Genomic DNA, 26,098 nt, shown 5'->3' with positions numbered 1-26,098 from the left:
GTGACTTGGAATTATTGTTGTCACGCCCCTGCATAGGCACCCTGGTAAAAATGGCTATTCTTACCAGGACAAGATGTCACTGGTCCATCTGTTCGAACGCTTCAATGGCTCGTACCGAATAGACATAAGCCGCGCCTGCATTCAGTGCCACAGCGGTCCCCAGGGCTTCGCTTACTTCTTCTACCGTCGCGCCGGCTTTCTGGGCGGCAGCGGCATGCGAAGAGATGCAGCCATCGCATCTTGTGGTGACCGCGACGGCCAGAGCGATCAGTTCCCGCGTCTTGTTATCCAGATGTTTGGCTTGTCCGAGTGCTTCGTTCAGGCCGCGATAGGCAGTCACGACCGCCGGATTGTGCTTGGCAAAAGCACTGCCGCCTTTGCGAAGGTTGCTCAGGGTTGCGTTCCAGTCATTGATCATGTGTATATCTCCTTGGTTGAGTGATCGATACTGCGGTTTTGGGTGTGGTTGGTCCGGACTGGCGAGCCGGATTATCGGGATTGGCGCGGGCGAATCAGGCCGCCGCCCGGTTTTGGCGGGTGGGCTTTGATGGCTTCTTCGATGGGCTCTGTTCCCCAGCCGGGCCGGTCGGGCACCACAAGGTGTCCGTCGCGGTATTGCGGCACGTGCGTGAAAAGTTCGCTGTCCCACGCAAGGCGGTCGATGTCCGTCTCCATGACACGGAAATTCGGTACTGAACATGCAAAATGAGCATTCATCATCGTGCACAAGTGGCCGTAAAAATTATGGGGAGCGACGTTCACTTCGTGAATGTCGGCCAGATTGGCGATCTTCATGGACTGCCAGGCGCCGTTCCACACCACATCGACAATCGCCACATCAATGGCGCTCTTCTGGAAATAGGGGAGAAATTCGCGTCCACCGAACAGTGTTTCGCAGGAACTGATGGGGTGCGGACTGTGATTGCGTATGTAGGCCAGTGCGTCCGGGCTGTAGCTGTCGATTTCAACCCAGAAAATATCCTGATCGGCAATGGCGCGCAGAATCTTCAGATAGCCTTCTGTTTTGAAGTTGAAGTTCAGATCAATGAGAATGTCCATATCGTCACCGGCCCCGTCGCGCAAGGCTTCCAGGCAGTCGCGCAAGTTGCGGATGATGCGGCGATCGGCATTGAGTTCCGGGTAGAACGGCGCGGCAAAACCGGGGCGCCAGGCATAGGCGGGGCCCTCATCAAAAATAAACGTATTGGATTTAAGTGCAGTAAAGCCGCGCTCTCTTGCTTCTGCTCCCATTGCCTTGACGCCGTCCAGGTCAGTTACGCCGGGCCCGAAATATTTTGGATGGTTGATGCGCCATGCCGGACAATGGGACCAGTAGACACGCAGCGTGTCCCGGACTTTGCCGCCCAATAATTCATAGCACGGGACTCCCAGCGATTTGGCCCGCACATCCATCAGTGCATTTTCAAGAGCACCGATTCCTTCGGCAACAACACCACCGGCGGCGGGGCGGGTACGGCTGTACGCTTCTGCGTAGAAATGTTCCGGCCCTGGGACGGGGCGGCCAATGAGCATCTCGCCCAACTTGTGAATGACTGCAGTCACGCCGGGGGAGCCGAAGCCCTCATCAAACTCGGCCCAACCGGTAATACCGGCATCCGTAGCAATCTTGACGAAGTAGTAATTGCGCCAGCCGGCATCGCAGGACAGTGTCTGGACATCTGTGATATTCAACTTCGTCTCCTTTTTTTTGCGTAGCGAAAACGTGCGTTATATATTTATTAATCCCAAATAATAGGACATATGTTCTTAAAATTAGGAATTGTGAGAAATACTAAAACAAAACGGAAAGAATGGAAAGCCCTTTCTCTATTTATTTTTTTGCAGAAAACGGAAGGGTTGCATTGAAATGCTGATTGGAGAAATGGTTTGAGCAGATTTCACGAGTGCAATAGGCGCGGCACAAATGGTGTGGGTTTTTCCCGGATAGACGCTTCGCAAATTCAGGGTACACTGCGAATTCCGAACCTATCCGATGGAATGATGCAAAAGATCTGGTCCTGAAAATGCGGCAGATTTGTTCTTTTCAACGAAATAGGCAACCAGAACCAGGGAGCGCTTGTGAGTGCCATTGTTTTACTGACCAATCCGATTGACCCAGACGAAACGCTGCGTCTGAGTAGGCATGCGCAGGTTCGTGTGGCTTCGTCTCTGGACGGCGAGGCGTTTGTCGACGAAGCCAGGAATGCAGATGTGATTATTGTGCGATCCCCGATTCCTGCGTCAATACTCGAGCATGCACGTCGGCTTCGAGGTATTGTCCGGCACGGCGCAGGTGTGGATATTGTTCCTGTCGAAGAAGCGACGGCAAAAGGAATTCCCGTCTCGAATACGCCAGGAGCCAATGCCGTAGCTGTAGCAGAATATGCTGTCGGGCAAATGCTGCAGTTATCACGCCGCTTGCATACCGTTGATGCGCGCCTGCGCAGTGATGGCTGGCACGTGTCGCGCGAGCTGTCCAGCGGGGCAATTGAACTTTCCGGTAAGACAGTTGGAATTATTGGCGTGGGGGCGATTGGTGAAGCATTGGCCGGAATGTGCCATTATGGATTTCAGATGCCTGTTATGGGTTATCGACGAGATCCGTCAAAGATGCCTGGCTATATTCGCGCCGCAGCGATTGACGATGTGTTTCGCGCGGCGGATTTTATCGTGCTTGCATGTCCACTGACTGCAGAAACCAGAGGCATGGTCAACCGGCGAACCTTGGGATTGATGAAGCAAGGCGCTTGCATCATCAACGTCGCACGCGGAGCTGTGATCAATCAGGATCATCTGGTTGACGTATTGGCTCAGGAAAAAATTTGCGCGGCGCTCGATGTGTTTGAAACTCAGCCTCTGCCGGAAGATTCGCCTTTGTTGAAGATGCCTAATGTTATTCTAAGTAGCCATATTGCGGGTATCACCATTGAGAGCATGCGTCGCATCAGCACTTTATCCGTCGATCAGGCACTGGAACTGCTGGCGGGAAGGCTCCCTGAGCCACTTGTGAATCCTCAAGTGGCCGAGCGGGCCCTGAAGCGGATGGAAATACTGGAAAGCCGACGTTGATGGCCAGCGATTAACCTTTCAGCCTCACCGCGATTTTTGCAACATACTCGCCCTGGTGCGTTGCAATTTCCAGTTCACGATCGTCTGGTTGGCGCGAACCATCGCCACCGGCAATGGTTGATGCGCCATAAGGTGTTCCGCCGCCTTCTGTTATCTTGAAGAGCGCGGGATCCGTATAACCGATGGGGACAATGATCATGCCGTGATGGGCAAGGGTTGTCCAGGTTGATGTGATCGTCATTTCCTGGCCGCCGCCGGTACCGGTAGAGGTGAACACACTTGCAATTTTCCCGACCAGCCCGCCTTTGGCCCACAATCCACCGGTCTGATCAAGGAACGTACGCATCTGACCGGCCATGTTGCCGAAACGGGTCGGCGTGCCAATAATAATGGCATCGTAATCGGCTAACTCCTGGGGTGACGCGACAGGCGCGGCCTGATCGGCCTTGCCCCCTGCATTTTTAAAGGCTTCTTCATTCATTGTTTCGGCAACGCGCTTGATGGTGACTTCAGTCCCCTCTACACGCCGCGCGCCCTCTGCAACGTGCCGGGCCATGGTTTCGATATGACCGTACATGGAGTAATAAAGTACAAGTATCTTTGTCATGCAACAACTCCTTTCATTGGTATATGAACCGGCGGGCAAAGGCCTGCCAGGCAGAAACTATAAACGCTACGGTTAGTATAGTTTTAAATGATGGGCTGCATGTGACTGTGTGCGAAAAGTCGTTTAAATCGGGGCGGCTGGACAGGACGAGTCTACTCGATTGTGAATGGTCCGCTCGCCTTTACCGCCGCAAGCCCTTGAGTGCAATGTCATTAAACGAATCAATCGCCTGGGCGAGTTCATCGGTCCGGTTGGGTTTGATCCAGATATAACTGTAATAATACATGCCCAGCACTGCTTTAAGACGCACCGGAGAATAGGGCAGCAGCACGCCGGCCTGTGCACCGCCTTCAACGGTTTTCTTCCACAGCGATTCATATTTCTGGTGCAGATTCAGTACCTTTTGTCGGCGTTCATCGCTCAGACTTTGAATCTCACGGAAGCAGACAGTGAGCTCCGGCTGGTTGGCTGCGATCACGGTGAGCAGATCCCGACCAAGGCGCTGCAGACAGCGCTCGGGGTCATGCTCATGTTTGATGATATCTTTGCCATTTTGCAGCAGATCGGTCATATATTGTGTGCAGATATCATCCAGCACATCGTCTTTGCTACGGAAATGATGATAGAACGCGCCCCGGCTGATCTCCAGGGCTTCGCACAGGGCCTGCATGCCAACGGCATGAAAACCACGGGAAGCAAAAAGCTGCGCCGCCGTTTTCATGATGCGCAGCCTGGAAGCGTGTATGGATGGGTCCTGGGAAATAATTTCAGTTGTGCTCATGAGCGCAGTGTCATGTGATGTAAACGAGCTGATTTTACCAGTTTCACACCTTGCCAAGAACGAGTGACTTGGATTATGATCATTAAAACCGATCGATCGGTCGGTCTGTCGGTCATCAAGAAGCAGGGGATCACAATGAATGAAAACGAAGAATCAACAGTAGCTGCGCCAGCGCACTCATCACTGCAGTTGAAGCAGAATCATGCAGGTGCGCGTGCAAGTCGCCGTCATTTTCTATTACACAGTAGTGCGGTTGTTACCGCAGCCGTTGCCGTCGGAGCGTCAAAAGACGGATACGCAGCCACCGACGCCACCGTGGCAACTGCACAGGCAGATAATCTGCCGCCAAACATCCCGAAATGGACGGGTTCCCTGGGTAGTCCGACTGCAAGCCCTTACGGCAAACCATCGGATTTTGAGAAAAAAGCCATTCGCAATATGTATCCAGGCCTCAAAGAACCCATGTCAGCGTATAGTACGTCACCGTTGCAGGAGCTGGATGGCGCGATTACACCCAATGGGCTTTTTTACGAACGGCACCACGCCGGCGTGCCGCAAATTGATCCCGCAGAACATCGACTCATGCTGCACGGCCTGGTGGAGCGTCCGCTGGTCTTTACGGTGGATGAACTGCGACAATTCCCCTGTGTCTCACCGACTTATTTTCTGGAATGTTCTGGTAACCCGTCGTTTGTGCCTCCCTATGGAAAAACAGCTGCAGAGGTTGCCGGACTGGTCAGTTGTGCTCAATGGACAGGCGTTCCCCTGAAAACCCTGCTGGAACACGCAGGCCTGAAAAAAGAAGCCAAGTGGATCGTGGCAGAGGGCGCCGATGGGGCGGCAATGACGCGCAGCATTCCCATTGAAAAATGCCTGGACGATGTATTGGTTGCCTATAGCCAGAACGGAGAACGCTTGCGTCCGGAACAGGGCTATCCCATCAGACTGTTCGTGCCTGGCTATGAAGGCAATATGAGCATTAAATGGCTGCGCCGTCTGCATGTGGCAGATGAACCTGGCTATACCAGAGAAGAAACCGGCAAATATACCGATCTGATGGCCGACGGCCGTTCCCGCAAATTTTCATTTGTAGGGGAATGCAAATCGATCATTACCCAGCCATCGGGCACGCATAAACTCACACGCAAAGGAACGCACGAGATCCGCGGCATTGCCTGGAGCGGGCATGGAAAAATCACAGCAGTGGATGTTTCCGTGGATGGTGGCAACACCTGGAAGGAAGCGACGTTGCAAGCGCCGGTGATGGATAAAGCGCTGACCGCATTTCGGTTCCTGTTTGACTGGAATGGCGAAGAACAGATCATCATGAGTCGCGCGATCGACGAAACTGGTTATGTTCAGCCGACTCTTTCTCAGCTTATCGAAGCACGTGGAAAAATGTCTTTCTATCACAACAACGCGATTCAGCCATGGAAAATCGCAGCCAGTGGGGAGGTGACCAATGGACGGGTTTAAAGCAATTCTATTCGGGGCAGGTATCGCCTGTATGTCATTTGCCATTCAGGCTCAGGAAACGCATGATTTCAACGGGCTGGGCAAGCCGCTTGGACACGAGCAATTGTCCGGCTGGAATATTGATGTCTTTCCTGACGGAACCGGGTTGCCTGAAGGAAGCGGAACGGTGGCGCATGGAGAAAAAGTATACAAGACCCAGTGCATGAGCTGCCATGGCGTTAATCTGGAAGGTGGCCTTGGACCCGCGTTGATGGGCGGGAAGGGTAGCCTGGCCACGGAGAAGCCGGTAAAGACCATCGGCAGTTACTGGCCCTATGCCACGACGGTGTTTGACTACATCCGGCGGGCCATGCCGTTTCAAAGCCCGCAATCGCTCAGCAATGAAGATGTGTACAGCGTGACCGCGTATCTGCTTGCCAAAAACGAAATCGTACCGGGGGATACAACCCTGGACGCCAAGTCACTTGCTGCGGTCAAGATGCCGAACCGGGATAATTTTTATGTTGATAACCGGCCGGATACGAAAAATACACGATGCATGGCGGACTGTTTGAAAAAGTAGCCTTTGAGCCATGCATGCAGGGCACAATGTGCCCGAATATGCAGGAGAGGTGCGTCAGCGCCTAACGTTCGCCAGGATCGATTTTCCGCTTTCGGGGGGCTTAAGCGGTTAGATCGATTCCAGGCGATGAACCGTATCGGGATAGCGTTGGACAAGACGAAGCAACAACGCCGCCTGAGCATTGGGTCTGGCTCTGACTTGCTCCAGTTTTCCAGCGTACGTGGGTTAGTGCATAGATAATTCGTTCGCGACCAAGGCGCGCAGCGTCGATGACTCGGTACTATTGATTAATGTACCGATATGCAGCGCTGCAGCCTCGTGGTTTTCCATTATGAAAACGTATCACACATTGTTCAGCCAGGCGAATAAACATAGAATCGGTGATACAGAGCGCTTTTAACGAATTTCGACCTCCTATCAATGAACGAAGAAAATGAACGCATGTGTGTCCGACTCGCTCAATGAAGCGCCGGCAATTGTCGGTGTCTATGAGCACCCGACGCGTTATGCCCCTGATAAATCCATTGTCCAGTTGCACGCGGAATGCGCGCGTGGTGCACTGGAGGATGCGGGTCTGACGCTTGCCGACGTAGATGGCTACTTCTGCTCGGCGGACGCGCCGGGGGGCATCCCGGCTTTGATGGTCGATTATCTTAATCTGAAAGTGAAGTATGTGGACGGCACCGAATCAGGAGGTTGCTCTTATATCAGTCATGTGGCTCGCGCTGCCAGGGCAATCGCAGATGGCAAATGCTCGGTAGCCTTGATAACCCTTGCCGGGAAACCGCGCAGTAGCGGGCAGTCCACGGGAACAGAAACCAGAAAACTGCCGGCGATCCTGCCGGCTTCTGCCTGGGAGTCTCCGTACGCATGGACAGTAGCGGGCATTTATGGCAATTTCGCGAGTCGTCATATGCACGAGTACGGCACGACCCCAGAACAGTTGGCCTGGGTCAAAGTATCAGCCTCCCACCACGCACAGCATAACTCGCATGCATTCCTGCGCAAAGTCTACACTGTGGATGACGTTGTAAATTCCCCCTTGGTCGCAGACCCGCTTCGGCGACTGGATTGCTGTGTCATTACCGATGGCGGGGGCGCCATTGTCGTTGCAAAGCCGGAAATTGCGCGTCGCTTGCAGCGACCTTTGGTTCGGATTAGAGGAACAGGTGAAACGGTCAGAACCCATAACGGAGGCCGGTTCGACATCCTGCATACCGGCGCTGCAGAGTCAGGGGCTGAAGCGTTTGCGCAGGCAGGCGTCCAACCTGGCGATATCAAATACGCTTCCATCTACGACAACTTTACAATCATGGTCATCATGCAGCTTGAAGACCTTGGCTTTTGTGAAAAAGGAAAAGGAGGCAGATTTGTCGAAGAGGGCAATTTGATTTCGGGTGTCGGCCGTTTACCATGGAATACCGATGGTGGAGGGTTATGCAATAATCATCCGCAAAATCGGGGCGGAATCACAAAAGTGATTGAGGCAGTACGTCAATTGCGCGGTGAAGCACATCCCGCGGTACAGGTTAAAAACTGCGATATTGCACTGGCTAGCGGACCTGGCCTGGTATTTGGCGTGGGCCACAATCATGCAACGATTGTGATGGAGAGAGTTCAATGAACCCCCTTGACTCCACTCATAGCGATCCCTATGTGCAGGCGTTCCCTGAGCTTGTCCAATTCTGGGAGGCTTCGGCGCAGGGCCGGTTTTTATTACCACGCTGCCGCTCGTGTGAGCATTGCCATTGGCATCCTCGAGCAATTTGCCCATTTTGCGGTCTGATGGATATCGATTGGATAGAGGCGACCGGCAACGGGGAAGTATACAGTTTCAGCATCATTCGCAGACGTGACCAGGCAGCCTATGTATTGGCGTATATCGAGGTCGAAGAAGGTGTGCAGCTCATGAGCAATATCGTTGGCTGCGACCCAGATAGAGTGCATATCGGCATGCCGGTCAAGGTAGCATTCACGGTGACGGAAGATGGAAGATGGGTTCCCGTCTTTGGGCCGACCAGTCCCGTCGGGTGAAAACAGATTTCACATACGCATTGGTTGCGCATATTTCATATGACAAAATCAGGGAGACATCATGCCAAAAATCACAATATCAATCCATCAATGTTGTCGCCTGTGCGTGGCTGTGTTTGTATGGGCATTCGTCAGCGCTGCAGCTGCGTCAACGTTTCCGGATCGTCCGATACGGATGCTGGTTGGCTTTTCGGCTGGAGGCACAACCGATCAACTCGCACGTCTGGTGGCGCATGAGCTTGGCAAACAGTTGAACCAAACGGTCGTTGTAGAGAACCGAACGGGGGCGGGTGGGAATATCGCTGCCGACGTTGTGGCGCGAGTGAAGCCCGATGGCTATACCATCATTATGGGTGCGATCAATCACGCCATCAATGCCACGCTCTATCCCACGCTCAACTATGATCAAGTCCGTGACTTCGCGCCGGTATCCATGGTGGCGATTACACCCAACGTGCTGGTCGTACCGGCAAACTCACCTTTTGAGTCAGTCGCGGATGTGCGTCGTTTTGCAAAACAGAACCCTGGGAAACTGACCTTTGCGTCCTCCGGCGTCGGCACTTCGGTACATTTGTCGGGCGAGCTGTTCAAGTCGATGATCAGCGCAGATATCGTTCATGTGCCTTATCGGGGTGTGGCCCCGGCGGAGCTGGATCTGGTGGGAGGCCGTGTATCGATGATGTTCGACAGTATTTATACCGCGTTACCCTTGATCAAGGACAAGAAGCTCAAGGCACTGGCGGTAACGAGTGCGAAACGCGCCGATTTGCTTGACGATGTGCCAACAGTGGCGGAATCCGGTTTGCCGGGGTTCGACGTGTCCCCCTGGTATAGTATTTTTGTCCCGGCCGGGACACCGGCGGCGGTTGTCGATCAGCTTAACCGGGCAACGATCAGTGCCATGGCCAGCCCGGAAGTGATACAAAAATTGAGAAACCTTGGTACGGAGCCATTTACCAGCACGCCTGAAGAGGCTGACAGATACGTGCGTGCAGAAATACAGAAATGGGCGAAAATCATCCGGCAATCTGGAGCAAAAGCCCAATAGCCTGTGCTATGGGCGCTGGAAATACGCGATGCGACGGATCATGCCTGCAGAACGAGACAATGACGGGACCGATGACTATCGCCGCGCGGGCGCGCAAGATGCACCGATGATCAAATCCCAGGGAACCATCATTTTGCGTGCTTCTTCGGGAGCCGAACCGCTGATCCGGTCCAGCATGAGCTGAACGGCGATCTGGGCGCTGCGTTCGAAGTTGTATCGCAGCGCGGTGACCGGAGGATACATCAACTCCAGAGTTTCGAGCGAGCCAATTCCGATGACCGACAGGTCGCGGGGAACCTGTAAGCCATGCTCGTATGCGACGTGGATGGCACCGGACAGTAAAGGCGTTCCCAGCGCAATTAATGCGGTAGGCGGATTGGGAAGCTGGAGCATGCGCTCCATGGCATATCGGGACGAGGCAAGCCACGAGTGCGGCATATGGACCAGATTATTGTCAAATGGCAGGCCAGCCGCTTCAAGTGCAGTTCGATAGCCCGACAGTTTTTCGCGACCAGGCCGCAAGCGCTCGCTGGATACAAAGAGCGCGATGCGCCGATGACCCAGTGTCAGCAAATAATCCATTGCCTTTAGTAAACCATTGTGATGGTCAATCAGCACACTGTCGAATGCGTGGCCCATTTCCCTGTCCACAATGACGACGGGCAACTTGCTATGGGTAAACGGACATGATTCGATGTCTGGATATTCATAACTGGGCGAAGCAATAATGCCTTCGAGCCGCCGATTTTCGAAGAAAGCGACGAGCTCTCTATCTCTGCCCGGACGCTCGGAGCTGCCTACGAGCAACGAGTAGCCGGCAGCCTGTGTCAGCCGTTCCACTTCGCTCAGATGTGCTGCCAGAAATGGATTCGCAATATTGGGGAGCAAATAACCGATCGTCTTGCTTCTTTCGACTCGCAAATGCTTTGCAGTGAAATCCGGCTCGTAACCTAACCGCTCTGCTGCTTCAGATACACGCTTGCGCAGCGTTTCGCTGGCATATCCGCTATTGTTCAGAACGCGCGAGACGCTGCCAATCGATACATCGGCGGCCTCGGCAACATCACGAATCGAAATTCTTTTACTCATCGTTTACCAGTATAAAAACGTTCCACAGGATTGTGATGAAAAGATCTGAGGGATATAGTAACCCGCAATGAACTTATAACACTGGAGGACGGCATGCAAGAACAGTTAATTGAGAAAAAAATTCCGTCGCTCAACGGACAGGACAAGCGTTTGCTGATAGATGGAAACTGGGTGGACGCATGCAGTGGAAAAAAATTTGAATCAATCAATCCTTCGACAGGCGCGCCACTTGCGCGTCTGGCCCAGGGTGATCAGAAGGATATCGATCTGGCTGTTCGTGCGGCCCGCCGAGCCTTTGAACGATCGTGGTCCGGAAAAAAGCCTGCGGAACGACAGGGATTGCTGTTGAAGCTTGCCGACTTGGTAGAGCGTGATTACGAGCAACTGGCGTACTTGCAATCGCTCGACTTTGGCGGTCCGATCAGCACTGTGCTCGCTGGTCGGACGCGGGCACCGTCGCTGTTGCGCTATTACGCCGGCATGGCAACTGCCATCCATGGACAGACGATTGAAAGTTCATTGCCCGGTGAAATGTTTACATTCACACGCAAGGAACCTATAGGAGTGGTCGGTGCAATTACGCCATGGAACGGCCCGTTGAATGTATGCATTACTAAAGTGGCCCCGGCGTTGGCGGCTGGCTGCACGGTAGTGTTGAAACCATCAGAAGAAGCATCCCTGGCGGCATTGAGGTTGGGAGAGCTGATGATCGAAGCTGGGTTCGAGCCGGGCGTGATCAATATCGTGACGGGTTTCGGTGATGCGGGGGCGGCGCTGGCATCCCACCCCGATGTCGATAAAGTGGGCTTTACCGGCTCGACCGCGACCGGACAGTCCATTATTCGCGCGTCGGCTGGCAATATCAAGAAAGTATCGCTCGAGCTGGGCGGAAAATCTCCCGATATCGTTTTTGCTGATGCGGACCTGGACCGTGCGGTCAAAGGCGCCGCAATGGGAGCGTTTGCCAATTCCGGGCAAATTTGCTGCGCCGGGACGCGGCTCTTTGTACAGCGCTCAATTCATGATGAATTCGTAGAACGGGTTGCACGTTTCGGAGAGTCACTGATAGTCGGGAACAGCCTGGATCCTGCCACGCAGATCGGCCCGCTCGTATCGGCGAAGCAACTTGACCGTGTTTGCGGCTATCTGGAGGCCGGACGTCAAGAGGGGGCTAACGTCCTGTCTGGCGGCCACAGGCTGACAGACGGCGATTTAGGCGAGGGATTTTATGTGCCACCCACCGTTTTTACGGGTGTCAGAAACGACATGATTATTGCACGCGAGGAAATTTTCGGACCCGTCGTTTCCGCAATCGTGTTCGATGATGTCGAAGAGGTCATTGAACTTGCGAACCAGACCTCATATGGTCTTGGTGCCGGCGTGTGGACGCGTAATGTCTCCATTGCGCATCGGGTGAGTGCCGCCATTCGCTCAGGCTCGGTCTGGGTCAACTGTTACCTCCCAATGGATCCGGCCGTGCCGTTTGGCGGCTACAAAATGAGCGGTTATGGGCGGGAATTCGGCGCGGATCATCTTAACGAGTTCATGCAGATCAAATCCGTGATTATGGACCTGGGTTAAATGCAATCTATTTCATTTCCGGATATTCAAATGTCGGCGCGAATCCGGCTGCTGTATGGATACCGACGATTTGAAACCCGGGTCGCCGGGCTAATTGGTGGTCAACTGTTTCGTCAATGTTCATGAAGGTGATCATGTTTACTCAATCTGGATTATTACAACGCTTGTGTTCTATCTGCCTGATCAGTGTCGCGATTAGCATATCAGCGACTGCAGCTGCACAAACCTATCCATCGCAGCCAATACGTATGATTGTGCCTTACCTGGCGGGAGGTGTGACTGACGTGATGGCGCGACAGTTCAGTCGTGCCCTGGGGAAAGTGTTGAAGCAACAGATTATTGTCGAGAACAAGGCGGGCGCCAACACACTGATCGGAACGCAGGCAGTGGCGCACGCTGCGCCGAATGGGAATACATTGTTTTTTACCGATTTATCATTGCTTTCCTATAATGCGCATCTCTACAAAAATCCTCCCTACAACCTCGCCCGCGATTTTACGCCCGTTGCTTCGGTGGCAGCCATTCCGCTTGGATTGGCCATCAACGGCTCGCTGCCTGCCAATACCCTGGACGAATTTATAGCATATGCCAAGGCCAACCAGGGAAAACTCAACTACGCGTCGGCCGCCTCTGGCGGGTTACCACATTTGGGCATGGAAAACTTCAAGGCTGAAACCGGGATTGAAATGACCCACGTTCCTTACAAAGGCGGTGTTGCTGCCATCACGGACCTCGTTGGCGGGCGTGTGCAAGCAATGCTCAATGACGTGTCGACCTCAGTTGGCTATTCGCGGGAAGGCAAGATGAAAGTACTGGCCATTTCAGGTGATAAAAGAATGCCCAAATTATCGCAGGTGCCGACATTTGCTGAATTGGGACACGCGAATCTGGCTGTGAGCGCAATCATGGGCATCGTTGCACCGGCAGGCACGCCGTCAGACATTGTAGGGATACTCGAAGATGCAATACGGGTGGCGGCGGCCGATCCGGAAGTGAAGGAATATCTGGCGTCCAATAATCTTGCGATGCAACTGAGCACCGGCAGCAAACTGAAGCAGACGATGCAGGCCGAGGAAAAGCGGTGGCGCACACTGGTGGCTCGCCTGGGGATCACTGTTGATTAATGTGGATGACTTATGGCAACGTATGATTATGTGATTGTCGGCGGTGGGACTGCAGCATGCGTGCTGGCCTACAGATTGGGGGAGCACGGTAAAAGTGTTTGTGTTCTTGAGGCGGGGCCAGCGGATAACAGCATCTGGACGCGGATACCTGCGGGCTTTACACGTCTGCTGCGCAATCCCCGGTTCAGTTGGCAGTTTGAATTTGCCGGTTCCGACGGTACCAATGGTCGAACAACGCATTTGGTTCAGGGCCGTACGCTCGGCGGGTCCAGTGCCATAAATGGCGCGGTTTACAGCAGGGGACAAGCAGCCGATTTCGATTTATGGGAGGCAGCGGGCAATCCGGGGTGGAGCTATCAGGATGTTCTGCCTTTTTTTAAAAAGAGTGAACGTTTTATCGGTGAGGCCGATGATCATTATAGGGGACGGGAGGGGCCGATACCTGTGACGGTCACAGACTGGAGAGATCCCTTATGTGAAGCCTTTCTCGATGGGGCGGGACAAGTGGGGATCATGCGCAACGCTGATTACAATGGCCAGGACCAGGAGGGGATCGGCTATTGTCAAAGTGTCATTGAAGGGGGCCGTCGCTGGAGCGCAGCGCACGCCTATCTTCATCCTGCTCGCAAGGCCTATGGCACTCACATTTTGACCAACACCGTTGTTAGCCGGATTTTGATCAAACACAACCGGGCCACGGGCGTGCTCTGTCATCGTCGCGATTCAGGCGAGCCGGTACAGATCAACGCCAGAGCCGAGGTGCTTGTCTGCGCCGGCACGATTGGTTCTCCGAAATTGCTGCAGTTGTCTGGGATTGGATCTCCCGCCTTACTGAAGAGATATGGAATCGAGGTGGTCAACCCACTGCACGGGGTGGGAGAGAATCTGCATGACCACTATTGCCCACGTTTGGTGGCGCGAGCTCGACGGGACGTTGATAGCATCAATGTTCGTGTGCGCGGCTTGCCGCTGGCCAAAGAAATATTGGCGTGGCTCCGAAAGCAGCCAAGTATTCTATCGATCAGTCCGATTCTGCTTTATGGCTTCGGAAAAACACAGCCTGATTTGCGCTCACCGGACTTTGCGCTTTCTTTTATGCCAGCCAACTATGCTCAGGGGGTCATAGGCCATATTGACGATAAACCGGGCATGACTTGCGGGGCGTGGCAATTGCGTCCTCAAAGCCGTGGTTATGTCAGGATCACGTCTGGTGATGCCAGTAAAACCCCTGTTATACAGCCCAAATTCCTGGATCACGAAGTTGATAAATATACGGTTGTGCAGGCTTTGAAGTGCGCTCGCAGCGTATTTGCCAGTGAGCCGATGCAGCGGTTTGTGAATATGGAATTGCTGCCTGGAAACGATGTGCAGACTGATGATGAAATTCTGGATTATGCCCGACAGTATGGCAGCACAGGTTATCACGTGGTGGGAACGTGTGCGATGGGTCCGCGCAGTAATCAGTCCGCCGTGGTAGATAATCGTTTACGGGTGCATGGTCTGCATGGACTGAGAGTCGTTGATGCGTCGGTCATGCCTGCGATCACCTCTGCCAACACATGTGCTGCCACCCTCATGATTGCAGAAAAGGCGGCCGATATGATTCTGAATGAAGAAACAGGAATATGAAACATGCAATTGATTGATTTTTTTGAAAGGGGGCTGAGCTACGGAGCAGAGGCGCCCTGCCTGGTGGAACCAGAGGGACGGACGCTGAACTACGGCGAGGTTGCAGAGCTCAGTCATCGTATTGCCAATGGGCTCCATGCCGCGGGCATTACGCAGCAGCATCAGGTCGGTTTGCTCAGTAATAATCATTTGCTTACCTTCGCAGTCATTTTAGGTATTGTCCGTTCTGAAGGTGTTTGGCTGCCCGTGAACGCGCGAAATGCTCCTGAAGAAAACGTCAATATTCTGGCACGAGGGGGCTGCGAGTTCCTGTTTATTCACAGTGCGTTCGCAGATCAAATTCCTTTGTTGCGTACAGCTCTTCCCGCACTGCGTGGACTGATTTGCATCGATCAGACCTTGCCCGGCGTTCCCGATCTGGAGTCCTGGATGGCAGAGCAGTCAGCCGCTGCCATTCGCAGTCAGGCGCAACCCGATGATGTTGTCGCAATCCGCGGAACCGGCGGAACCACAGGGTTGCCCAAGGGGGTCATGGTGACGCATCGTGTCTATAGCGCGCTGATGTCGAACTGGTTTGCGTCGATGCCGGTAGACTCGCCGCCGGTGCATCTGGTGGTCGCGCCATTGTCGCATGCCGCTGGTGCTGTAGCGTTTGCCACCCTTGCGTATGGCGGAGCCAATATTATTCTATCGTCCACCGATACGCAGGCGATTCTACAGGCAATTGACCGCTATCGAGTGACTCAGTTGTTTTTGCCACCAACGTTGATTTACCGGCTGTTGGCCGATCCTGCAGTACGCAACTATAACTATGATTCGCTAAAGTATTTTGTTTATTCGGCGGCGCCGATGTCGGTGGAAAAATTACAGGAAGCGCTGAGTATTTTCGGGCCGGTCATGGTTCAGTGCTATGGACAGGCGGAAGCGCCTTTTGTATGCACATGCATGACCGCCAGCGATCATGCCCGGATTCTGGCAGACCCTTCATTATGGCATCGTCTTTCAGGTTGCGGCAGAGCGTCGCCCACGGTACGCATAGGCGTTATGGACAGCAATGGCCGGCTGCTGGGTCCTGGTGAACGCGGTGAGATCGTGGTGCAGGGGGATCTGGTCATGAAGGGTTATTATCAGGACCCCGAAAAAACACGTGAAGCACTGAAGAACGGCTGGTTGCACACAGGTGATGTGGGATACATGGACGACGATGGCATATATTACATCGTTGACCGTCTCAAGGATCTGATCGTTTCCGGTGGATTCAATATTTCTCCCGGGGAGATCGAACAAGTGCTGTGGTCGCTGCCTGAAGTAGCTGACTGCGCCGTGGTGGGCGTGCCGGATGATACCTGGGGCGAAGCGGTCAAGGCGATCGTCGAGTTGAAATCGGGCCAGTCACTGGATACGGAGGCTGCGCTGGCGCTTTGTCGCGAACGCCTGGGCGGCATGAAAACACCCAAAACAATTGAAATATGGACGCAGTTGCCCAGGAGTACGGTTGGCAAGGTGCTCAAGCGTGAAATCCGGGCGCGCTTCTGGTCTGAGCAAGATAGACAGGTATAACGGAATTTCCAAATATGGGGACAGAATATGACTGATCGTTTGAAAGGGAAGACAGCACTGATTCTTGGCGCTGGGTGCGTGTCCGACGGGTGGGGTAATGGCAACGCAACTGCGGTGGCATTTGCGCGTGAAGGCGCAAACATTGTGTCCGTGGATATTGACGAGGACGCGGCCGCCCGAACGGCAGATTTGGTGCGAAAAGAGGGCGGATCGGCGATTCATGTGAAAGCGGATGTGGCGGATTTTGAAGAGGTAGATCAGGCCGTGCAACTGGCCGTGGAAACTTATGGTCGGGTCGATATACTTCATAATAACGCCGGCGCCAACGCAAAAGGCGGACCGGTTGAAACAAGCGAAGAAGACTGGGATCGTGTGATGCAGGTGAATGCGAAAGGCGCGTTTCTCGGCTGCAAAGCCGTCATTCCCGTTATGAAGCGCCAGGGTGGCGGGTCAATCATACATATCTCTTCGATTGCCAGCGTGTCTTGGACCGGTCATCCATTTATTGCGTACCACGCTTCCAAAGCCGCATTGAATCATATGACACATGTCATAGCAGTTCAGCATGCGGCAGATAACATTCGTTGCAATTGCATCAGTCCCGGATTGATAGATTCTCCTCGCATTTACGGAACGATTCTGTCGTTTTACGACGGCGACGTCGAGAGGATGCGTCGCGAACGATCGCAATCGGTACCCCTGAAACGCATGGGAGATGTATGGGATATCGCCAACGCAGCAGTTTTTTTTGCTTCCGATGAATCCAAGTATGTGACCGGTGTCGTGATGCCCGTCGACGGGGGCATCACATGCGCGATACCACATTGAGTCGGTCCTTTTCTTACTCTTTTTATGGGTGTTGATGCTATGAACTTGTGTACTACAGGAAGATGGCTGATCTTTTTGTCGAGCAGTGTATTTACCATGACGGCAACGGGGCAGGCCTGGCCGGACAAGCCAATACGGTTAATCATTCCGCTGGCCGCTGGTGGGGCGACAGATCAGGCTGCCCGACTTATGGCATCCCGTCTGGGCGATGAACTTGGGCAACAAATCGTTCCCGAAAATGTGACCGGTGCGGCCGGTGCCATCGCTTTGCAGCAGGTGGCAAAAGCCCGTCCCGATGGCTATACGATCGCGGCCACCGCCAACAGTTTGCATACTATCGCCCCTCATACATCTCGATTGTCATATGACGCGATCAAGAGTTTCACAATGATCGGCAGCTACGCAGCGTTCGAATATGTATTGGTCACCGCGGCAACGTCCCCGCTGACGAGCGTCGATGAGCTTGTTGCCCGGGCTCGAAAATCGCCAGGCGCGGTGACGTTTGGCTCTTCAGGTGTCGGCACGGGGAATTATCTGGCCGGCGCGTTGCTGGCGCAGCAGGCGAATATGCAATTGACGGCAATTCCCTATCGTGGCGGCGGCCCTGCAATGATTGATGTGATTGCCGGTCGGACGGATTTCATGTTTGATGTGCTGGGCGGTGCGTTGCCGCAGATCCACAGTGGCAAGGTACGGGCGTTGGGCACGAGTGGTGCAAAACGCACGCAGTTGCTACCGGACGTTCCTCCTATTGCCGGGTCTGTCCCGGGATATGAAGCGGGCGGCTGGTTCGCGCTGATCGGGCCTGCAGGGATGCCTGACGATATTGTGCGCAAATTGAATGAGGCGCTCAATCGCGTGCAGAAGGACCCCGATTATCGCAGGCAATTGGCCGGCCTGGGATATCAGCCATTGCCCGGTTCTGCTGAGGAGTTATCCAAAAGAGTGAACGCCGAGTCTGAAAAATGGAAGCAAGTGGTAGAGAAATTGCCATGTGACGTAGTGCCTGAGAATTGCAAAAAGGACGACAGGCAGCAATAGAGGTCGTTGCCGCCTGCTATCGCGGCTTTTCAGCCAGCAAGTTTTGCACTGATCAACCGATTCATGCTTACTCCCTGTTCGGCGGCTTCTATCGCCAGATTTCGATGAACTTGTGGGAGTACACGTACCCGAAATTGCCCGCTATATTGCCTGTCCGCAAGAGCTGGGGGGATGATTTCATTATTATTCTGCATATCCTGTACGACCTCTGCAACCAATTGCATGATGCCGACAAGGGCATGGCCTGGTTCCGGTGCCAGCCATGATAACGTGGGGAACTCGGCGCATAGGCCGACATGTTCATTGTCCTCTGGGGACCAACTGACTCGGTACGTGTAATGTTTAACATCCATTGCGGTCATCCTGGGAAAAGATAGTCCATGCTCCAAGTTTCTGTATTGCTGCCAGTACTTGTTTTACTTGGTAGGCTTTCGCTTTGCCTTTGTCATTTTGAATATTAATCCGAGGTTCTCCTTGCCAGGGAGTTTTGAATACCATGTGACTGGAACCGTTTGAGCGAGGTTGATTAAAAAAATATGTGCAGACTTGCTTGAGTTCAGAAAACCGAACATTTGCGGGTTCGTTTTTCATTTTTACTAGAATTTTTTCTATTCCAGTCACCTGATTTATCCCTCGAATAGCAATTGAATGGTATCAATAGTGGAACCTTTTTTCAATACACATTAGCCTTGATAACAATCAGGGCAGTTGATGTTCGCGCTGACCTCCATTGGAGGACGGCCTTTTCCAAGATCATGTGTGGAAGTGAAAAACAGCAGAAAAAGTGTATTGCAGACCCCCTTCGAATCACAATATCGGAATATACGTAGAGCCGGGCGCTGGTTGCCGCAGTGCACGATTGTCACATCCACGTAACAGTGCTACCCTAAAATGAAATCGTTTTCATAGGACGTTTTCAAGAGCATGAAAAACCGCAGTGACCGGATTTCGATTCTCGATATCGCCACCCAGGCGGGCGTTTCTCCCGCAACGGTATCGCGCGTGTTCAATTTGCCCGACCTGGTGAATGAGCAGACGCGTCAGCTGGTTCTGGAGGTGGCGCGCGAGTACGGCTACCGGCCCAACGCGTCGGCGCGCACGCTGCGCACGCAGCGCAGCCGCGTCATTGGGGTCGTGCTGCCGACGCTGACCAATCCGGTCTTCGCTGAATGTCTGCAGGGCATTACCCAGGCGACAGCGGCGCATGGTTACGCCATCATGCCTGCTACCACAGAATACAAAATCGAAAGTGAAATAGAGGCAGTGGCCCAGCTTCAAGCCTTTGGCGTAGACGGGGTGCTTCTGGTGGTATCCGACGCGGCTACATCCCAGGCAGTTGCCCGGCTTCGCGAACAAGGCACCCCCTATGTGCTGGTATATAACCGTCATCCGGATCACCCCTGCGTCTCTGTTGAAGGCGAGATTGCGGTGCGTGATCTGGTGCATCATCTGGCGCAGCTAGGGCACTCGGATATCGCGATGGTGTGCGGGCAGCTGAAGGCGTCCGATCGGGCGCAACAGCGCTATGCCGGCTTTGTAGCGGGCATGAAAAAGGCGCGGCTGAAACCGGCGACATTGATTGAAGTGCCGTTTGTAGAAACAGCGATCGAAAATATTTCACTTGTATTGAGTTCAAGTCATCGTCCCACCGCACTGATCTGTTCCAACGATCTGCTGGCAGTGCGCGCGATTCGTGCCGCGCACCAATGCGGGCTCAGGGTGCCCCAGGATGTGAGTGTGACCGGCTTTGACGGTATCCAGCTCGGCCGTGACCTCACGCCGACATTGTCGACGATCGCGCAACCTAATGGTGACATGGGCCGCGAAGGGGTGCAGTTGCTCATCACAGCAATTGAAAGCAACAGCATGCCTGCATCGACGGACAGTATCACGCTTGACCACGAGTTTTACCGGGGCGAATCATGCGCGCAGGCCCCGATCAATGACTGCGCCAATTCCTGACGTACGTGTACTAAATTTTATTTATTCTGGAGATTGGAATGTCCCGCATTCTTAAACGTGTCGCCCAGGCTGGCCTGCTGGCGCTGGGATTTGCTGCCGCGAGTGCATCTGCACAGACGGCGATCTGTTATAACTGTCCTACCGAATGGGCCGATTGGGGTACACAGCTCAAGGCTATCAAGGACAAGACCGGGGTGACCATTCCGGCTGACAACAAAAATTCCGGGCAGTCACTGGCTCAACTGGTGGCAGAAAAGTCCAATCCGGTTGCCGATATCACCTATCTGGGCATTTCGTTTGCGGTTCAGGCGCAAAAAGAAGGCGTACTGGGTACCTATAAACCGGCGCATTGGGATGATATTCCGGCCGATCTGAAAGACCCGGATGGACACTGGTTTACGACCCATTCAGGCACGATGGGTTTTATGGTCAATGTCGACGCACTTGATGGCAAGCCTGTCCCCAAGTCATGGAAAGACCTGCTCAAGCCTGAATATAAAGGATTGATCGGGTATCTTGATCCGTCCTCGGCCTTTGTGGGTTATGTGGGTGCCGTGGCCGCCAATGCGGCGCTGGGCGGTACGCTGGATAATTTCAAACCTGGTATTGATTATTTCAAATCCCTGCAGGCCAACGACCCGATCGTTCCCAAGCAGACGTCGTACGCGCGTCTGCTGTCTGGTGAAATCGGTATTCTGCTGGACTACGACTTCAACGCCTACCGTGCAAAATACAAAGACAAGGCCAATGTTGAATTTGTGATTCCCGAGGAAGGAACGGTTGCTGTGCCGTACGTGATGAGCCTGGTGGCCAATGCACCGCATGCAGACAACGGTCGCAAGGCGCTCGATTTTGTCATGTCCGACGAAGGCCAGGCAATCTGGGCGCGCGCGTTCTTGCGTCCGGTGCGTGCCACTGCCATGCCCAAAGATGTTCAGGACAAGTTTCTGCCGGAAGCTGACTACGCCCGTGTCAAGGCAATTGACTATGGCAAGATGGCCGAAGTGCAAAGAGGCTTTTCCGATCGCTATATGAAGGAAGTGCGCTAGTAGAACTGCCGGGCACGTTCGTGCCCGCTAGGCCATATCAATGACATATGAAATAGTCAAAACAGGAAACAGAAAAATGTCCGGGCGTGTTGCTGCTCAAAACCGTCATCATCGTCTTTTGCTCGCATGCCTCGCGCCCGCGACGGTGTTTTTCGTGGCCTTCTGGATTCTTCCTGTTGTGCGGCTGATTGCGCTGCCGGCTGAAAAGGGCTGGGAGACCTATTTCCTCGTTTTGACCGATAGCAGGTATATGTGGAGCATGATCAACACTGTTCTGCTGTCGCTCGCTACTACTGTCGTGACCCTGGTGATCGGCGGTGCGGTGGGGGTCTATCTGGCACGCCGGCGTTTTGCCGGTCGCCAGGTTTTGCTGTCCTTGTTGACGGCTCCTCTGGCCTTTCCCGGCGTCATTATCGGCTTTTTCATTATTTTGCTGGGTGGCCGGCAGGGTTGGTTTGCCGACTTGTCCAGCGCTGTTGGAATGGGACGAATGACATTCGCTTACGGCATGATCGGTTTGTTTCTGGGTTATTTGTATTTTTCACTGCCGCGTGCGATTGCCTCGTATACCGCAGCGGCCGAAGCCATGGATGGGCAACTGGAAGAGGCGGCCCGGGTCCTGGGTGCATCGCGCTGGGAAATCACGCGGGATGTATGGTTGCCGCAATTGGCGCCCACCACAGTGGCTTGCGGCGCAATTGTTTTTGCCACTGCCATGGGTGCGTTCGGCACGGCCTTTACCCTGGCCAGTAAATTCGAGGTTGTTCCCATTACGATCTATAACGAGTTCACCAACTACGCCAATTTTGCGCTTGCCGCGTCGCTGTCGATTGCGCTAGGACTGGTGACCTGGGCGGTGCTGTTTTTGGCGCGTGTGGCCGGCACGGCATCATCTGGTGCGTAGGACTTCAACATGCATGCTCAATCGCAAAAACCTGCCCCCTTTCTTTTTCTCATCACATGTGTGGTTTGTCTGTTCATGTTCGTGCCTGTCATCATATCTGTCATGGCGGGCCTGGTGAATAATTACCGAACAGGACTCAAAAGCGGGCTGACGTTGCGCTGGCTCCAGGAAGTCTGGTCGGTTTATGGTTCAACCGTAAGTGCGTCTGTGATTCTGGCTCTGGTGTGTGTTGCCTGCACGCTGTTGCTTGGCGTTCCCTGTGCTTATGCTTTGGCGCGCAGCCGGTCACGTTACGCCCGTGCCTTTGAGGAGGTTCTGACTCTGCCAGTTGCCGTTCCGGGACTGGCTACGGCCCTGGCGCTGATCCTTGCGTATGGCGACATCAATCTGTTGCGACAAAGCTTTGGCTTTATTTTGATCGGGCACATCCTGTTCACGCTGCCTTTCATGGTGCGAACTGTTTCCTCTGCTTTCCAGCGTCCCGATCTTCTGGCCATTGAAGAAGCAGCCCGAACGCTGGGCGCCTCATTCATGCAACGCTTTTTGGGCGTGCTGGTGCCTGCCGTTTTTCCGGCAATCCTGGCCGGCATGCTCATGGTCTTTACCCTGTCCATTGGCGAATTCAACCTGACATGGATGTTGCATACACCCCTGACGCGAACGCTTCCTGTCGGTTTGGCGGACAGCTATGCGTCAATGCGGATCGAGGTAGGTTCTGCCTACACGCTTATTTTTATACTGGTGATTCTGCCTATCCTCTGGCTGCTGCAGGGCGTCGCAAACTGGGTACAGAAGCGCTATGGCAATTGAGATATTACCGTTATGAATATTGAAAAGACACGCATAGAAATTATCGATTGTGCCAAGACCTATCCGGACGGCACTCGCGGTCTGCAGCCGGTGACGCTCACCATCAATCCCGGTGAAGTGATCGCCCTGCTGGGGCCATCCGGTTGCGGCAAGACGACATTGCTACGCCTGCTGGCGGGACTTGAAGCGGCCGATCCAGGCAGTCGCATTCTGTTTGCAGGGCAGGAGGTGACTCATCTGCCCGTCGAGAGACGCGGCATTGGGATGGTCTTTCAGAGCTATGCATTGTTTCCGCAAATGACGGTAGAGGCCAATATTGCATATGGCTTGCGCGTGCGGGGCGTTTCTGCTGAGGTGCAAAAGAAAACGGTTGGCGAGCTGGTCGATTTGGTACGTCTGAATGGCCTGGAGAAAAAACGTCCGGCGGAGTTGTCGGGCGGACAGCGCCAGCGTGTCGCGTTGGCCCGGGCCGTCGCGGTCAAGCCGCGCGTGCTGCTGCTGGACGAGCCCCTGGCGGCGCTTGACGCGAAACTGAAGGAATCACTGCGGGACGAATTGGCGGAATTATTGCGCCGGCTGGGGATTACTGCGGTACACGTGACACACGATCAGCATGAGGCACTGGCCATCGCCGACAGGCTGGCCATCATGAGCGCAGGTCTGATTATGCAAGTCGGGAACGGGGAGTCACTCTACAGAAAACCGGAGCATCCTTTCGTCGCCCAGTTCCTGGGGCGGGTAAACCGCCTGGAGCGTGACGACAGCGCGATTGCAAATGGCATTATTTCGTTTGGAGATGCCGTTCTTGCCTGTCCTGAACACTTGAAGGCGCACCCCGCGGTGTTATTGCGCCCGGAAGATATTCGTGTGGAGGCCGTGTGCGATGGACAGCCGCGTGCGACGGTAGAGCGCCGTGTTTTTCTGGGTGACCGGGTGCAATTGCAACTGAAAACAGCCAACCGGCAATTGATGATGGCCGAACAGCCGGGCGATACCCTTTTCCGGGAGGGCGAAGCCGTCGGCCTGCGTATCGATGCCTCCCGATTTCTTCCCGCTTATGACAACTGAAACCATGACAATTTTTGCACAACTGACTGATTTGCATATCCGCGAACCCGATAAGCTGGCTTATGGTCGCCTGGATACTGCGCCGTACCTTCGCACCTGTGTCGAGTCGGTTTTGAGGCTGCGCCAGCGACCGGACGCGATCGTGTTGACTGGTGATTTGACTGACTTTGGTCGGCCAGCCGAGTATGCGCATCTTCGCGAACTGCTTGCTCCGCTTGATATGCCTCTTTATCTTCTTCCCGGGAATCATGACGATCGGCAAAATCTGCGAGCCGCATTTCCAGACCATAGCTATCTGGGCGAAGGTGAGTTCATACAATACGTGGTTGATATTGGCGAACTACGACTGATTGCATTGGATACCGTCATCCCACAGGAGAGTGGCGGTGAGTTGTGTGCAATACGGTTGCAGTGGTTGCGCGAGGCGCTGGCTGACAGTGAAGACCGGCCCGTGGTGATCGCCATGCACCACCCTCCCTTCAGAACACTGATCGGTCATATGGACAAGATCGGCGTGCAGACCGGTGCGGAACAATTGAAGGAGATCGTGTCCGGGTATAACAATATCGAACGTATTATCTGCGGACATCTGCATAGAGCCATTGACGTGCGCTTTGGCGGCACCATTGCCTCAACTGCCCCTGCGCCTGCTCATCAGGTGACGCTGGATCTGGATGAAGAGGCAGAGTCCTCATGGATGTTGGAGCCGCCCGGATTCAGGGTTCATGCCTGGGATGACCTCAACGGGAGGCTGGTATCCCATCTGGCGCCTTCGGGGCAGTTTGAAGGGCCGTATCCGTTTCATGAAGGCGGGGTGTTGATTGATTAAGACGAAAAAATATCGAACAGTGGTCCGGCGCCATTTGCTCATTTATCAGCCTTGAAGCCTGATTTCTGAATGATCGGCTGCCAGTACTTTCTTTCTTGATCCAGAAGGTCAACCGCGTATTTCTTTGATTTTCCGTCGAGAATCAACACCTGGCCTTCGAATTTTTTCTGCAATGCCGGCTGATTGACAATTTCAGTCAACATTTTTTCGTACTTATCAACCAGTTCAGGCGGCGTGTCTTTCGGGAAATACGCACCGTACCACAGGCTGAGCTTGTCGAAACCCTGGATCCCCTGGCTTTCCAACGTTTTGACTTCGGGCATGAATTTGACCGACGATTGACCAGCCAACCCCAGGATGTTGATTTTTCCTGCTCGATATAGCTCGATTTGCGGGCCGATGGCCAATAAACCTACGCCGATATTGCCTCCGATCTGATCGTTGAGCAGTTGTGGAGTACCGGGGTACGGAACTGGATAAACAGGAACGTCCAATGCCTTTGCCATTTGCAATAATGCGAAATGGGGCTGCCCCCCGAGACTGATTACTCCTACTGCGCCCTGGTCGGGGTTTTTTCGTAACCAAGCGATGTATTGCTGAGCGGTCTTGAACGGTTGACTCTTTCCCGATGTCATGACAATTGGAATGCTTGCGAGATATCCAATGGGTGCGAAATCATCCTGAGTATGCTGCAGTTTGTTATAAGTATAAGGATAAATAGTGAACGGCATCGAGTGTGTCAGGAGCATAGTAGATCCGTCTGGTTTTGCCCGGGCTACCTCATTGACAGCCAGCAATGTCGAGGCGCCAGGTTTGTTGACGACGACAACAGGTCTGCTTTCCCGTTTTGAGATTTCTTCAGCAAGTGAGCGGGCAAAGGTGTCCAGCACTCCGCCGGGTGGAAATCCGATAACAATGCGCAAGGGCGGCTGCGCCGCGAACAGGCTTGTTGAAAAACTGCATGCGACGGCCAAAACAGATGCGCTAAACAGTTTTGATAATAGCTTATTCATTCCTAACTCCTACATTCGTTTCTTGATTAAAAGA

General features: G+C 53.8%; 26 protein-coding genes. 18 read left to right on the top strand and 8 right to left on the bottom strand.

Annotated features, from left to right (window positions below):
- Positions 1–76: 76 nt before the first annotated feature.
- Both W822_RS27100 and W822_RS27095 read right to left on the bottom strand, forming a co-directional pair.
- Positions 77–418, bottom strand: a complete 342-nt coding sequence (locus tag W822_RS27100) for a carboxymuconolactone decarboxylase family protein (protein WP_024003670.1) — start codon at positions 416–418, stop codon at positions 77–79.
- Positions 419–489: 71 nt separating this feature from the next.
- Positions 490–1,692: a mandelate racemase/muconate lactonizing enzyme family protein gene (locus tag W822_RS27095; protein WP_024003669.1), complete on the bottom strand. Its 1,203-nt coding sequence runs from the start codon at positions 1,690–1,692 to the stop codon at positions 490–492.
- Positions 1,693–2,079: 387 nt separating this feature from the next.
- Between W822_RS27095 and W822_RS27090 the strand changes: the two genes are divergently transcribed.
- On the top strand, positions 2,080–3,069 hold the full coding sequence (locus W822_RS27090) for an NAD(P)-dependent oxidoreductase (protein ID WP_024003668.1): 990 nt from the start codon (positions 2,080–2,082) through the stop codon (positions 3,067–3,069).
- Positions 3,070–3,079: 10 nt separating this feature from the next.
- Here W822_RS27090 and wrbA read toward each other — a convergent pair whose 3' ends face one another.
- The gene (gene wrbA / locus W822_RS27085; protein ID WP_024003667.1) at positions 3,080–3,676 is read right to left on the bottom strand and encodes an NAD(P)H:quinone oxidoreductase; all 597 of its coding nucleotides are present in this window, start codon (positions 3,674–3,676) and stop codon (positions 3,080–3,082) included.
- A gap of 181 nt (positions 3,677–3,857) precedes the next feature.
- Positions 3,858–4,457 carry a TetR/AcrR family transcriptional regulator gene (locus tag W822_RS27080; RefSeq protein WP_024003666.1) on the bottom strand — a complete coding sequence of 200 codons (600 nt, stop codon included), beginning with the start codon at positions 4,455–4,457 and terminating at the stop codon, positions 3,858–3,860.
- Positions 4,458–4,532: 75 nt separating this feature from the next.
- Here W822_RS27080 and soxC point away from each other — a divergent pair, with 75 nt between their 5' ends.
- From soxC to W822_RS27055, 5 genes are all read left to right on the top strand, one after another.
- Entirely contained in the window at positions 4,533–5,933 is a 1,401-nt protein-coding gene (gene soxC / locus W822_RS27075) for a sulfite dehydrogenase (protein WP_024003665.1), read from the top strand.
- Between the two features lie 31 nt (positions 5,934–5,964).
- A complete protein-coding gene (locus W822_RS27070; RefSeq protein WP_253272218.1) occupies positions 5,965–6,495 on the top strand; it encodes a c-type cytochrome in 531 nt (176 codons plus the stop codon).
- A 433-nt stretch (positions 6,496–6,928) separates the two neighbouring features.
- Complete coding sequence (locus W822_RS27065; protein ID WP_034279402.1) at positions 6,929–8,119, top strand: thiolase domain-containing protein; 1,191 nt, start codon at positions 6,929–6,931, stop codon at positions 8,117–8,119.
- The gene (locus W822_RS27060) at positions 8,116–8,529 is read left to right on the top strand and encodes a Zn-ribbon domain-containing OB-fold protein (RefSeq protein WP_024003662.1); all 414 of its coding nucleotides are present in this window, start codon (positions 8,116–8,118) and stop codon (positions 8,527–8,529) included. The genes W822_RS27065 and W822_RS27060 overlap by 4 nt, the downstream gene beginning before the upstream one ends.
- Before the next feature lie 61 nt (positions 8,530–8,590).
- Positions 8,591–9,577 carry a Bug family tripartite tricarboxylate transporter substrate binding protein gene (locus W822_RS27055; RefSeq protein WP_024003661.1) on the top strand — a complete coding sequence of 329 codons (987 nt, stop codon included), beginning with the start codon at positions 8,591–8,593 and terminating at the stop codon, positions 9,575–9,577.
- Between the two features lie 75 nt (positions 9,578–9,652).
- Here the strand turns inward: W822_RS27055 and W822_RS27050 are convergent, their stop codons facing one another.
- Positions 9,653–10,666, bottom strand: coding sequence for a LacI family DNA-binding transcriptional regulator (locus W822_RS27050; protein ID WP_024003660.1), 1,014 nt, complete (start codon positions 10,664–10,666; stop codon positions 9,653–9,655).
- 93 nt (positions 10,667–10,759) lie between these two features.
- Between W822_RS27050 and W822_RS27045 the strand changes: the two genes are divergently transcribed.
- The 6 genes from W822_RS27045 to W822_RS27020 all read left to right on the top strand — a co-directional run bounded on the left by W822_RS27045 (position 10,760) and on the right by W822_RS27020 (position 18,429).
- Complete coding sequence (locus tag W822_RS27045; protein ID WP_031242082.1) at positions 10,760–12,247, top strand: aldehyde dehydrogenase family protein; 1,488 nt, start codon at positions 10,760–10,762, stop codon at positions 12,245–12,247.
- Positions 12,248–12,495: 248 nt separating this feature from the next.
- Positions 12,496–13,371 (top strand): Bug family tripartite tricarboxylate transporter substrate binding protein, encoded by an 876-nt coding sequence (locus W822_RS27040; RefSeq protein ID WP_051401591.1) that lies wholly within the window; start codon positions 12,496–12,498, stop codon positions 13,369–13,371.
- 12 nt (positions 13,372–13,383) lie between these two features.
- Entirely contained in the window at positions 13,384–15,000 is a 1,617-nt protein-coding gene (locus W822_RS27035) for a GMC family oxidoreductase (RefSeq protein WP_024003656.1), read from the top strand.
- Between the two features lie 3 nt (positions 15,001–15,003).
- On the top strand, positions 15,004–16,560 hold the full coding sequence (locus W822_RS27030) for a class I adenylate-forming enzyme family protein (RefSeq protein ID WP_024003655.1): 1,557 nt from the start codon (positions 15,004–15,006) through the stop codon (positions 16,558–16,560).
- A gap of 27 nt (positions 16,561–16,587) precedes the next feature.
- Positions 16,588–17,388 (top strand): SDR family NAD(P)-dependent oxidoreductase, encoded by an 801-nt coding sequence (locus tag W822_RS27025; protein WP_024003654.1) that lies wholly within the window; start codon positions 16,588–16,590, stop codon positions 17,386–17,388.
- Positions 17,389–17,427: 39 nt separating this feature from the next.
- Complete coding sequence (locus W822_RS27020; RefSeq protein WP_024003653.1) at positions 17,428–18,429, top strand: Bug family tripartite tricarboxylate transporter substrate binding protein; 1,002 nt, start codon at positions 17,428–17,430, stop codon at positions 18,427–18,429.
- A 29-nt stretch (positions 18,430–18,458) separates the two neighbouring features.
- Here the strand turns inward: W822_RS27020 and W822_RS27015 are convergent, their stop codons facing one another.
- Both W822_RS27015 and W822_RS0123160 read right to left on the bottom strand, forming a co-directional pair.
- Positions 18,459–18,782 (bottom strand): type II toxin-antitoxin system HicB family antitoxin, encoded by a 324-nt coding sequence (locus tag W822_RS27015; protein ID WP_024003652.1) that lies wholly within the window; start codon positions 18,780–18,782, stop codon positions 18,459–18,461.
- Positions 18,772–19,050 carry a toxin HicA gene (locus tag W822_RS0123160; protein WP_253272217.1) on the bottom strand — a complete coding sequence of 93 codons (279 nt, stop codon included), beginning with the start codon at positions 19,048–19,050 and terminating at the stop codon, positions 18,772–18,774. The genes W822_RS27015 and W822_RS0123160 overlap by 11 nt, the downstream gene beginning before the upstream one ends.
- Before the next feature lie 324 nt (positions 19,051–19,374).
- Between W822_RS0123160 and W822_RS27010 the strand changes: the two genes are divergently transcribed.
- From W822_RS27010 to W822_RS26985, 6 genes are all read left to right on the top strand, one after another.
- Complete coding sequence (locus W822_RS27010) at positions 19,375–20,391, top strand: LacI family DNA-binding transcriptional regulator (protein WP_024003650.1); 1,017 nt, start codon at positions 19,375–19,377, stop codon at positions 20,389–20,391.
- A gap of 38 nt (positions 20,392–20,429) precedes the next feature.
- Positions 20,430–21,440, top strand: a complete 1,011-nt coding sequence (locus tag W822_RS27005; RefSeq protein ID WP_024003649.1) for an ABC transporter substrate-binding protein — start codon at positions 20,430–20,432, stop codon at positions 21,438–21,440.
- Positions 21,441–21,516: 76 nt separating this feature from the next.
- On the top strand, positions 21,517–22,344 hold the full coding sequence (locus tag W822_RS27000; protein ID WP_024003648.1) for an ABC transporter permease: 828 nt from the start codon (positions 21,517–21,519) through the stop codon (positions 22,342–22,344).
- 9 nt (positions 22,345–22,353) lie between these two features.
- Positions 22,354–23,154: an ABC transporter permease gene (locus tag W822_RS26995; protein ID WP_024003647.1), complete on the top strand. Its 801-nt coding sequence runs from the start codon at positions 22,354–22,356 to the stop codon at positions 23,152–23,154.
- Between the two features lie 12 nt (positions 23,155–23,166).
- A complete protein-coding gene (locus W822_RS26990) occupies positions 23,167–24,222 on the top strand; it encodes an ABC transporter ATP-binding protein (RefSeq protein WP_024003646.1) in 1,056 nt (351 codons plus the stop codon).
- 4 nt (positions 24,223–24,226) lie between these two features.
- On the top strand, positions 24,227–25,051 hold the full coding sequence (locus W822_RS26985) for a phosphodiesterase (protein WP_253272216.1): 825 nt from the start codon (positions 24,227–24,229) through the stop codon (positions 25,049–25,051).
- A gap of 38 nt (positions 25,052–25,089) precedes the next feature.
- Here W822_RS26985 and W822_RS26980 read toward each other — a convergent pair whose 3' ends face one another.
- The gene (locus W822_RS26980; protein ID WP_024003644.1) at positions 25,090–26,064 is read right to left on the bottom strand and encodes a Bug family tripartite tricarboxylate transporter substrate binding protein; all 975 of its coding nucleotides are present in this window, start codon (positions 26,062–26,064) and stop codon (positions 25,090–25,092) included.
- Between the last annotated feature and the right edge of the window lie 34 nt (positions 26,065–26,098).

It is taken from the genome of Advenella kashmirensis W13003 (assembly GCF_000506985.1).
In the GTDB taxonomy this organism is placed as follows: Bacteria; Pseudomonadota; Gammaproteobacteria; order Burkholderiales; family Burkholderiaceae_B; genus Advenella; species Advenella kashmirensis_A.
This window is presented reverse-complemented; position numbering and strand designations above follow the sequence as displayed.

What these genes read in the sequence shown, in the direction of transcription:
- wrbA (WP_024003667.1), bottom strand. Translation starts at nt 3,676, where the DNA reads ATGACAAAGATACTTGTACTTTATTACTCCATGTACGGTCATATCGAA.
- W822_RS27025 (WP_024003654.1), top strand. Translation starts at nt 16,588, where the DNA reads ATGACTGATCGTTTGAAAGGGAAGACAGCACTGATTCTTGGCGCTGGG.
- W822_RS27065 (WP_034279402.1), top strand. Translation starts at nt 6,929, where the DNA reads ATGAACGCATGTGTGTCCGACTCGCTCAATGAAGCGCCGGCAATTGTC.
- W822_RS27035 (WP_024003656.1), top strand. Translation starts at nt 13,384, where the DNA reads ATGGCAACGTATGATTATGTGATTGTCGGCGGTGGGACTGCAGCATGC.
- W822_RS26985 (WP_253272216.1), top strand. Translation starts at nt 24,227, where the DNA reads ATGACAATTTTTGCACAACTGACTGATTTGCATATCCGCGAACCCGAT.
- W822_RS27015 (WP_024003652.1), bottom strand. Translation starts at nt 18,782, where the DNA reads ATGGATGTTAAACATTACACGTACCGAGTCAGTTGGTCCCCAGAGGAC.
- W822_RS27030 (WP_024003655.1), top strand. Translation starts at nt 15,004, where the DNA reads ATGCAATTGATTGATTTTTTTGAAAGGGGGCTGAGCTACGGAGCAGAG.
- W822_RS27020 (WP_024003653.1), top strand. Translation starts at nt 17,428, where the DNA reads ATGAACTTGTGTACTACAGGAAGATGGCTGATCTTTTTGTCGAGCAGT.
- W822_RS27060 (WP_024003662.1), top strand. Translation starts at nt 8,116, where the DNA reads ATGAACCCCCTTGACTCCACTCATAGCGATCCCTATGTGCAGGCGTTC.
- W822_RS27005 (WP_024003649.1), top strand. Translation starts at nt 20,430, where the DNA reads ATGTCCCGCATTCTTAAACGTGTCGCCCAGGCTGGCCTGCTGGCGCTG.
- W822_RS27050 (WP_024003660.1), bottom strand. Translation starts at nt 10,666, where the DNA reads ATGAGTAAAAGAATTTCGATTCGTGATGTTGCCGAGGCCGCCGATGTA.
- W822_RS26990 (WP_024003646.1), top strand. Translation starts at nt 23,167, where the DNA reads ATGAATATTGAAAAGACACGCATAGAAATTATCGATTGTGCCAAGACC.
- W822_RS27055 (WP_024003661.1), top strand. Translation starts at nt 8,591, where the DNA reads ATGCCAAAAATCACAATATCAATCCATCAATGTTGTCGCCTGTGCGTG.
- W822_RS27100 (WP_024003670.1), bottom strand. Translation starts at nt 418, where the DNA reads ATGATCAATGACTGGAACGCAACCCTGAGCAACCTTCGCAAAGGCGGC.
- W822_RS26980 (WP_024003644.1), bottom strand. Translation starts at nt 26,064, where the DNA reads ATGAATAAGCTATTATCAAAACTGTTTAGCGCATCTGTTTTGGCCGTC.
- W822_RS27080 (WP_024003666.1), bottom strand. Translation starts at nt 4,457, where the DNA reads ATGAGCACAACTGAAATTATTTCCCAGGACCCATCCATACACGCTTCC.
- W822_RS27040 (WP_051401591.1), top strand. Translation starts at nt 12,496, where the DNA reads ATGATTGTGCCTTACCTGGCGGGAGGTGTGACTGACGTGATGGCGCGA.
- W822_RS27070 (WP_253272218.1), top strand. Translation starts at nt 5,965, where the DNA reads ATGTCATTTGCCATTCAGGCTCAGGAAACGCATGATTTCAACGGGCTG.
- W822_RS26995 (WP_024003647.1), top strand. Translation starts at nt 22,354, where the DNA reads ATGCATGCTCAATCGCAAAAACCTGCCCCCTTTCTTTTTCTCATCACA.
- soxC (WP_024003665.1), top strand. Translation starts at nt 4,533, where the DNA reads ATGATCATTAAAACCGATCGATCGGTCGGTCTGTCGGTCATCAAGAAG.
- W822_RS27045 (WP_031242082.1), top strand. Translation starts at nt 10,760, where the DNA reads ATGCAAGAACAGTTAATTGAGAAAAAAATTCCGTCGCTCAACGGACAG.
- W822_RS27000 (WP_024003648.1), top strand. Translation starts at nt 21,517, where the DNA reads ATGTCCGGGCGTGTTGCTGCTCAAAACCGTCATCATCGTCTTTTGCTC.